This window comes from Jatrophihabitans sp., from assembly GCF_046262535.1.
GTDB lineage: Bacteria > Actinomycetota > Actinomycetes > Mycobacteriales > Jatrophihabitantaceae > Jatrophihabitans.
On the sequence record NZ_JBHEMO010000099.1, the window covers coordinates 1 to 8584 of the forward strand.

General features: G+C 67.6%; 7 protein-coding genes and 2 tRNA genes. All 9 read right to left on the bottom strand.

The genetic code is table 11. The features are described from left to right. Position 1: 1 nt before the first annotated feature. A tRNA-Glu gene (locus ABR571_RS14060) sits at positions 2-74 on the bottom strand. Positions 75-130: 56 nt separating this feature from the next. Next, positions 131-202 (bottom strand) — tRNA-Gln (locus ABR571_RS14065). Between the two features lie 76 nt (positions 203-278). Continuing rightward, positions 279-1151: an SDR family oxidoreductase gene (locus ABR571_RS14070; protein WP_409453830.1), complete on the bottom strand. Its 873-nt coding sequence runs from the start codon at positions 1149-1151 to the stop codon at positions 279-281. Positions 1152-1156: 5 nt separating this feature from the next. Continuing rightward, positions 1157-2761 (bottom strand): GMC family oxidoreductase, encoded by a 1605-nt coding sequence (locus ABR571_RS14075; RefSeq protein ID WP_409453831.1) that lies wholly within the window; start codon positions 2759-2761, stop codon positions 1157-1159. Next, on the bottom strand, positions 2761-4263 hold the full coding sequence (locus ABR571_RS14080) for an aldehyde dehydrogenase family protein (RefSeq protein WP_409453832.1): 1503 nt from the start codon (positions 4261-4263) through the stop codon (positions 2761-2763). Before ABR571_RS14080 ends, ABR571_RS14075 begins: the two co-directional genes overlap by 1 nt. An 806-nt stretch (positions 4264-5069) precedes the next feature. Continuing rightward, positions 5070-6218, bottom strand: a complete 1149-nt coding sequence (locus ABR571_RS14085) for an acyl-CoA dehydrogenase family protein (RefSeq protein WP_409453833.1) — start codon at positions 6216-6218, stop codon at positions 5070-5072. 83 nt (positions 6219-6301) lie between these two features. Then, a complete protein-coding gene (locus ABR571_RS14090; protein WP_409453834.1) occupies positions 6302-7174 on the bottom strand; it encodes an alpha/beta fold hydrolase in 873 nt (290 codons plus the stop codon). Between the two features lie 55 nt (positions 7175-7229). Beyond that, on the bottom strand, positions 7230-7922 hold the full coding sequence (locus ABR571_RS14095) for an exosortase/archaeosortase family protein (RefSeq protein WP_409453835.1): 693 nt from the start codon (positions 7920-7922) through the stop codon (positions 7230-7232). Between the two features lie 31 nt (positions 7923-7953). Further along, positions 7954-8584, bottom strand: a 631-nt coding sequence (locus ABR571_RS14100; RefSeq protein WP_409453836.1) for a glycosyltransferase, incomplete at its 5' end; no start/stop codon positions are given.

Here is an 8584-nt window from a genome sequence, read left to right on the forward strand (position 1 = left end):
GTAGCCCCGACCGGATTCGAACCGGCGCTACCGCCTTGAGAGGGCGGCGTCCTGGGCCACTAGACGACGGGGCCCCAGAAACTTCTTTCACGGGTCGCAAGCTCCCCGAGTCCAACTTCCAGATACTGCGCTGGGGTACCAGGACTCGAACCTAGACTAACTGAACCAGAATCAGTTGGGCTGCCAATTACCCCATACCCCAAAGGCGGACCGGTCCGATTTCGCGACCCGGGCCAGCGTCAGACTCTACCGGACCGCAGGGAGCCCGACCAAAATCCCTACCGCCCGGCGCGTTCGGCGTCCGCAGCGGGCGCGGATGCCGCGACCCGCTTCTCGTAGGCGTCCCGACCGTCGGTCCCGAGCGAATCCAGCACCACGTGATCGGATCCGGACGCCGTCATGATCTTGTCCCCGAGCCGCCGCGGGATCAGCCCGGTGACCTTGGTGATGCGCCCCATCGACCGCGGTGCGAACACGGCCAGGCGCGGCACCTTCAGCGCGGCCACGATCTCGTTCGCGACCTGCTCCGGCTCGATCACGTTCGCGGCGCGGGTCCGCTTCACACCAGCGGCCAACTCGGTGTTGACCAGCGACGGAAGCACGTAGGACAGGTCGATGCCGGTCCCCCGCAGTTCCCAGTACAGCGATTCGCAAAAGCCGACGACCGCGTGTTTGCTCGCGGCATACGTTGCCGCACCGGGTATCGGCACGACTCCGGCCATCGACGCGACGTTGACGATGTGTCCGGAACCGCGCGGCTTCATCCGGTGGATCGCCTCGCGGGTGCCGTGCATCACGGCGAAGACGTTGATCGCGAACTGGCGGTAGGCGCGCTCGTGCGAATCGTCCTCCGCCTTGCCGATCGCCATCACGCCGGCGTTGTTGATCAGTACGTCGAGCGGGCCCGTCGATTGCTCGACGTCGTCGAGCGAAGCGGTGAAGGCCGGGTGATCGGTCACGTCCAGCTGGACGAAGCCCACGCCGGCACCGAGTTCCCGGGCCGTCGTGGCCGCCAGCTCCCCGTCGAGGTCGGCGATCACCACGCGGGCACCTTCGGCGACGAGCGCGACAGCGGTGGCCCGACCGATGCCGCGGGCCGCGCCCGTGATGAACACGACCTTGTCCGACAGCGACCGCGGCTGCCGCGACATGTCGATCAGCCGGCCAGGATGAGCGACGCCGCGTGCTCCCCGATCATCATCGAAGCGGCGTTGGTGTTGCCGCCGACGATGCTCGGCATGATCGAGGCGTCCGCGACCCGCAGGCCATCGACGCCGAGCACGCGCAGCTGCGGATCGACGACCGCGCGGTCGTCCACACCCATCCGGCAGGTACCCACTGGGTGATACACGGTAGTCGCCCGGTTGAGCACCTCCTTGGCCAGGTCGGCGCGGGTGGCGTACTGCGGGCCGGGTGAGACCTCGACCTCGACGCCGCCGAGCATCGACTTGCTGGCCATCGTCTCGCGGATGAGTTCCATGCCGTCGACCAGCACGTCGATGTCGGCCTGCTCGTCGAGGTAGTTGGGATCGATCATCGGGGCCGCGGTCGGATCGGCCGACGCGAGCCGGAACGTCCCGCGACTCTTCGGATAGATCAGCGTCGACATGATCGTCAGCGCCCGTCGCGGGTCGGGCTTGTGCCGGATCGGCGCGTCCTGGTTCGGGGACGGGTAGCTCCATGGCAGCACGTGCAACTGCAGATCGGGAATCGGGGCCGACGGCTGCGTCCTCGCGAACGCGACGACCTCGAAGACACTGCGGGCGAGCCACGTGCTGCCGGTACGGAAGTTCTCGCGAACGAAGGCGCGGCCGAAGTACGCCGGCGACGGCCGGCGCACCGCGGTCGGCATCGCGAAGGTCATCGGGACGAACAGGTGGTCGTGCAGGTTCTCGCCCACCGGCAGATCGGCCGCCACGTCCAGCCCGAAGGCGCGCAGGTGATCGGCCGGTCCGACGCCGGACATCATCAGCAGGTGCGGCGAGCCGTACACGCCGGCGCTGAGAACGACCTCGCGGTTCGCCCGGACGATCTCGCGACCGGTCTTGGTCAGGATCTCCACACCGGTCGCCCGGCCGTGCTCGAGCACGACTCGCGTGGCGTGGGTCTTGGGCACGACGACGAGGTTGGCCGGCCGGTCGTCGAGGTAACCGACGGCCGCGCTGTAGCGCAGCCCGTTGGCGTTGCTCTGCTGGAAGAGGGACACACCCTCTTGCTCGGCGGCGTTGTAGTCGTCGTTCTTCTTGATCTCGGCCGTCTCGCTGAGCGCGTCCATGAACGCCACCGACGCCCCGGTGAGTTCCTTGGCCCGGATGACCTTGATCGGTCCCTTGCCGCCCCGGAAGTCGTTGCCGCCGTCCTCGAAGCTCTCGAACTTCTTGAAGCTGGGCAGCACGTCGTCGAAGGCCCAGCCAGGGTTGCCCTCGGCCGCCCAGTCGTCGAAGTTCTTGCGGTTGCCGCGAACGAACACCATGCCGTTGATCGAGCTCGAACCGCCGACGACCTTGCCGTGCGTCTGCGGGATCCGACGACCGAGCGCGTGCTTCTGCTCGACGGTGTAGTGGTCCCAGGAGACGGTCTTCTTCAGCTGCGGCACGGCGTGCATCGGCCCGATCATCCCCGGCTTGCGGACCAGTTGCGTGTTGTCGCGCCGTCCCGCCTCGAGCAGGATGACGCTCGCTCCGGTATCGGCCAGGCGGCGGGCGATGATGCAGCCGGCGCTGCCGGCGCCCACGATGACGTAGTCGGCGCTTTGCTGCATCAGCGGAACTTCCTTCCGTAGCGCAGCTTGAGCACTTTGTAGACGACGTCGAACTGTTCCTTCGGCCGTGGGAACTGTTGCATGTCCTCGCCCATCGAGAAGCGCTTGCGGGTGGTCGCCTTCGCGCGGGTGAACTCGCGCAGGCCGTCGTCGCCGTGGAACCGGCCGAAGCCGCTGTCGCCGACGCCGCCGAACGGCAGTGACGGCATGCCCACGAAGGTCAGGACCGAGTTGATCGTCGTCCCGCCGGCGCGCAGCCGGGCGGCGATCTCGGCGCCGCGGGACTTGGAGAAGACCGAGGAGCCGAGCCCGAAGGACGTCGCGTTGGCGCGCCGGACCGCCTCGTCCACGTCCGCCACGGTATTGATGACCACGACCGGACCGAACGTCTCCTCCTGCACCGCCGAGGACTCCTCGGGTACGTCGACCAGGACGATCGGGTGGACGTACGGCGGCTGGATGGAGTCGAGGCCACCAACGAGGGCGGTTGCTCCCCGATCGAGCGCGTCGGTCACATGCCGGCGGATGAGCTCGATCTGCGCGGGGACGGTCATCGGTCCGATGTCGCTGAGCTCGTCCATGCCGACGCTGATCTGCTTGGCGTTCTCCTCGACCTTGCGCAGGAACTCGTCGCGGATCTTCTCGACGACGTAGACGCGCTCGACGCCGACGCAGGCCTGACCGGAGTTCCACATCGAACCCCACACGACCGAGCGGGCCGCAGCGTCGATGTCGGCGTCGTCGGCCACGACGGTGGCGTCCTTGCCGCCGAGTTCGAGAAGCACCGGCGTGAGGTTCTCCGCGCAGGCCGCCATCACCCGCCGGCCGGTCGGGACCGAGCCGGTGAACCCGAGCTTGTCGATGCCCGACTTGCACAGCGCGGAGCCGGTTTCGCCGAAGCCGGTGATCCAGCTGACCAGCCCCTCGGGCGCGTCGGGGTTGGCCTTGTAGAACGACTCGACGGCGTAGACGCCGGTGGCCGCGGCCAGCTCACTGGGCTTGAGGATGACCGCGTTGCCGGCGGCCAGGGCGTAGGCCATTCCGCAGAAGGCGGTGTAGACCGGCGCGTTCCACGGCGTGATGATCCCGATGACTCCGAGCGGCTCGTACGAGACTCGCGCGTCGAAGTTGACCATGGCGATGCCCGGCGCGACCCGCTTCTCCTCCAGCACCCGCTTGGCGTGGGCGGCGGCCCAGCGAACGTCCTCCAGCCCGGCAAGCAGTTCGAACTGGACGTCGGCCTTCGGCTTGCCCGTTTCGCGGAAGCCGATGTCGTAGAGCGTGTCGCAATCACGGGCCAGCCAGCGGACCCAGCGGCTCATCCGCTTCTTGCGGCCGTCGAAGCCGAGCTCGGCCCACCAGATCTGCGCCGCCCGTCCCTTGGCCACCCGCTCGGCGATGTCGGCCGCGGTGTGGACCGCGAAGGTGCCCACGCTCTCGCCCGTCGCCGGGTTCTTGACCTCGAACGTCTCGGACGCCGCGGGCTTGAGCTGAGCAGTCATGAACACTGTCCTCATTCGATCGGCAGAATGAGAACACGTTACAGTTTTGCCCGTTGAGGCGCGACCCCTACCGCAAAGTTGTCCGTGCTTCCCCACGCCATGGTGTGGGGAAGCACGGACAACTCACGCGTTGGCCGCTAGGCGGTGCGCTGGGCCAGCAACGGGAGCAGATTCGCCGCGTTGGGCGAGCCCAGGCCGGTCACCGCATCCCAGCCCGGACCCGCGCGGTAGCGATGTCGGAGCTGATCGTCGGGCTGCCGTAGGCGTCGACGATGACGATGGTGCGCCCGGTGCCGTTGATGCCTCGGCTGAGCAAGGGCGTGATGTTGTACGCGTTGGATCTGAGTCGCCTGGTAGCAGCGCGGCCCTTGCGAGTCGTCCGTGGGCGGCGTCTGGCAGCCGAAGGTCCCCGCCGGGCTCTGCGCACCAGCCGGGTGGACGTCCGGATCGATCCTGATGCGGTGGGCTACCGGCCGGGCCACGGCGGCCGCCGGCGTCGCGGCGATCAGGCCGCTGACCACGAGTCCGCCCGTTGCGAGCAGGGCGGCGCCGAGAGAGGCCCGACTTGATTGGCACTACGAGGGGCGCTGCCGGAGGAAAACGTGATCATCCCGCGGATTCCGCGCTTCGTCGGCGCCGAACCGTCGGCGGCGCATTGACGATCCTCCGTCGCAATGTGAGGTTTCTGCTGTTAATCAGACATTCGCCCTTTTGGCAGTACAAGGAGCGAAGCATGCGATTTCAGTACCTCGCGACCACGCGACGCTGGGAGAGGAAAACGTGATCGCAACGCGCCGCTCGGGCGGTCAGAGGAAGCGGCTGATGATCTCTTTCATGATCTCGTTGGTGCCGCCGTAGATCTTCTGGATCCGGGCGCCGGTGTAGAACTGCGAGATCGGGTACTCCTGCATGTAGCCGTAGCCGCCGAAGAACTGCAGGCACTCGTCGGCGACGTCGCACTGCATCTGCGTCGTCCACATCTTCGCCATGGACGCGGTGGGCACGTCCAGCTCGCCGGCGATGTGTTTCGCGATGCAGTCGTCGAGGAAGACACGGGCGATCTTGGCCGTGGTGGCGACCTCGGCCAGCTTGAACTTCGTGTTCTGGAAGTTGAACACCGGCTTGCCGAACGCCTGCCGGTCCTTCGTGTACTCGACGGTCAGGCGCAGCGTCTCTTCGATCGCCGCCACTGCCGCGACGGCGATGATCAGCCGTTCCTGCGGCAGTTGGGTCATGAGCTGGATGAAGCCCTGGCCCTCCTCGGTGCCCAGCAGGTTCGCCTCCGGCACCCGGACGCCGTCGTAGAACAGCTCGGCGGTGTCCTGGCCGTGCTGCCCGATCTTCTTCAGTACCCGGCCGCGACTGAATCCCTCGAGCCCGTCGGTCTCGACGACGATCAGCGAGATGCCCTTGGCGGCATCGGCCGGGTCGGTCTTCGCGACGGTGATGACGAGGTTGGCCAGCAAGCCGTTGGAGATGAACGTCTTCGAACCGTCGATCACGTATTCGGTGCCTGTCCTGATCGCCTTGGTCCTGATGCTCTGCAGGTCCGATCCCGTACCCGGCTCGGTCATCGCCACGGCGCCGACGAGTTCGCCGCTCGCCATCCGAGGGAGCCAGCGCTGCTTCTGCTCCTCGGTGCCGTAGGAGTTGATGTAGTGCGCCACTATCGTGCTGTGCACGGATGTGCCCAGACTCGGCGACAGCGTGCGGGTCTGCTCCTCGGCCATTACCGCCTCGAGCGCGAAGGTGCCGCCGCCGCCTCCGTACTCGGTGGGAATCGATGGGCACAGCAGGCCGAGGCTGCCGGCCTTGTTCCAGACCTCGCGGTCGATGTGCTGCTGCTCCCCCCAGCGCTCCTCGTGCGGGGCGCATTCCTTGGCCATGAAGGAGTGCGCGAGGTCGCGGAACGCCTCGACGTCGTCGTCACTCCAGGCGGGACGGGTGGGCGGCATGGCACAGACCTTTCCTTGATGACTGTGCCAGTATTACCGTCATAGTCGCTCCGGCGGCTGTGACGCGGGTAACTATCCGCGGTTCAGGCGCTTCGCTCGCTCGGCTGGAGCGCACTCGAGGCCCGCAGGAACGGCAGCACCTCGGTGAGCAGGGCCTCCGGCTGATCGATCTGCGGGCAATGACCGCACCCCGGCAGCACCACCGCACCGCCGGGGCGGCCGAGCCGGCGCAGCACCCGGGGCGGGGTCAGCAGATCACGGGCGCCGAAGACGAGCAGGACCGGCACGCTGATCGTGGCCACCAGAGCGCCGAGCTGGGCGGTCTGCAGCTCGCGGACAACGGTGCGGCCGAGCGGCATGATCGCCGCGATGCTGTCGCGCAGCGCGTACGGCGAGACGAACGCCTCGCGGACGACCGGGTCGAGGCGGCTGGGCCGGGCGGCGGCGACGTGGGTGTACGCCCACCCCAGGCCGTACTGAGCGGCCCGATCGGGCACCCACCGCAGTGCGGTGCGCAAACCGAGCTCGGACGGTTTGGACATCGCCATCCGCCACACCCGCGGTACCGACCGCAGGCCGGGCATGTCGATCAGCACGACGCCGTCGGTTCGCCCGGGGTAACGCGCGGCGAACAGCAGCGACACCACGGCGCCCATCGAGTTGCCCATCAGCGACACGGGTCCGGTCACGTCCTCGGCGTCGAGCACTGCCCGCACGACGTCGACGTAGCCGGGAAGCAGCGGACGCGACCACGGCCGCGAGCTGTTCCCGAACCCGGGCAGGTCGATCGCGATCACCCGGTTGGTCACGGCAAGCGGCGGAACCACCCGGTTCCAGGTCGTCAGGTTGTCGGAGAACCCGTGCAGCAACACGATCGTGTGCTCACCCGCTCCGGTGACGGAGTAATTGACACCGTCGACCGGTCCCGGCCCAGGAACCGTCTGGAGGGTCCGCACGGGTCATGCCTACCCGTAACCGCCTCGTGATGCACGGCGACGCGCAAGCGCCGGTTCAGCGGCGGTGGCGTGCCCCGGCCCGTCGGCTGACCTGGACTCGCGGGCGGTCCCCATCGGCCGCCCGGTGGGCGGGGGCCGGACCGGCACCCACGCCGCTCGGCGCAGCCGCCAACCCTGAAGAGGAGGATTTCCGATCTCGCCACACGAGGACCCAGAGCGCAGCCATGATCGACCCGACGAAGCCCACGAGCGAGCAAGCAGACCCGACGAATACGTGGCTGTACCTGTAGCCCGGGTCAAGACCGTACTGCCACGTCGCCCAGGCGATGCCGATGATGCGGAACACATTGACCGCCAACATCAAAGTGGCTCCGACGACCAGCCCGGCGAGAACCCGGGGGACTGGAAACCGGGTGAAGATTGCGATGGAGCCCATCATCACGAGCAGCGGAATCAGCAACAGGGCCGAAGTGCACTCCGAGGTTATTTGCAGCCCGAATGCCTTCGGCGTGTTCAGCGCGAAGAAGATGACCGACTTGTGCGAGCTGGCTGCATGATGGCCGGTGACGTAGCCGGCCAGCGGTGTGACCATGTGCGCCTCGAGCGCGCGGAAGGTACCGTTGCGTACGGCCATCCAAATGGCGAATGTGTACATGATGACGCCAGTGGTCTTGCCCAGGGCCGAGCCGGGAGCCCCTTTTGGCGCGAGATCCTGTTCCGGCAGGGCGTAGTCGAGCGACGGCAGCATGCCTGCCCGCCGAGGAAGGATCGACCGGGTCTCAGACGTCACTGGCCACCGGTCCCGTCGTGATCGCCTCGGCGTTGCGGCGGGTCTTGGCCCAGCCGGTCCGGCGCAGCACGAACCGGGCGATGGCCCGTGGGGTCGACAGGTAGGTGTAATAGAGGAACCCGGCGAACTCGAGCCCCAGCCCCCAGGACCGCGCCCGGCTAACCGTGGGCTCCGCCATCCGCCGGTAGACGGGTCCCCACATGATGAAGGGCATCGCGCCGAAGATCAGGATGAGGCCGACGATGGGCCAGAACTGATTGATGAACTCGCCGGGCCCAGCTGGATACTGCGAAGCCTCGATAGCCGTCGTGACGAGCAGGACGGGCCAGAGCAGCACGCCGATCGCCTGTAACCACGGCGTGATGAGGAAATAGCAGGACTCCATCATGCCGGCGTTACTGAAGTTGCGGGACCGGACGATGTCCCCGATGTAGACCGAGCACTGCATCGTGCCCTGGGCCCAGCGCGTGCGCTGGGTGACGAGGCGGCGCAGGCTCAGCAGGCCCTCCTGCTCCACGAACGTGTCGTAGATGAAACGGTTCCGGTAGCCCACGAGCAGGATGTGCAGGCCGAGTTCGTAGTCCTCGAGCAGGGCGCCGTGCCACGGTTCGGAGTAGCGG

Coding starts and splice junctions, on each gene's coding strand:
- ABR571_RS14095 (WP_409453835.1), bottom strand. CDS start 7,922: ATGCTGCCGTCGCTCGACTACGCCCTGCCGGAACAGGATCTCGCGCCA.
- ABR571_RS14075 (WP_409453831.1), bottom strand. CDS start 2,761: ATGCAGCAAAGCGCCGACTACGTCATCGTGGGCGCCGGCAGCGCCGGC.
- ABR571_RS14070 (WP_409453830.1), bottom strand. CDS start 1,151: ATGTCGCGGCAGCCGCGGTCGCTGTCGGACAAGGTCGTGTTCATCACG.
- ABR571_RS14085 (WP_409453833.1), bottom strand. CDS start 6,218: ATGCCGCCCACCCGTCCCGCCTGGAGTGACGACGACGTCGAGGCGTTC.
- ABR571_RS14080 (WP_409453832.1), bottom strand. CDS start 4,263: ATGACTGCTCAGCTCAAGCCCGCGGCGTCCGAGACGTTCGAGGTCAAG.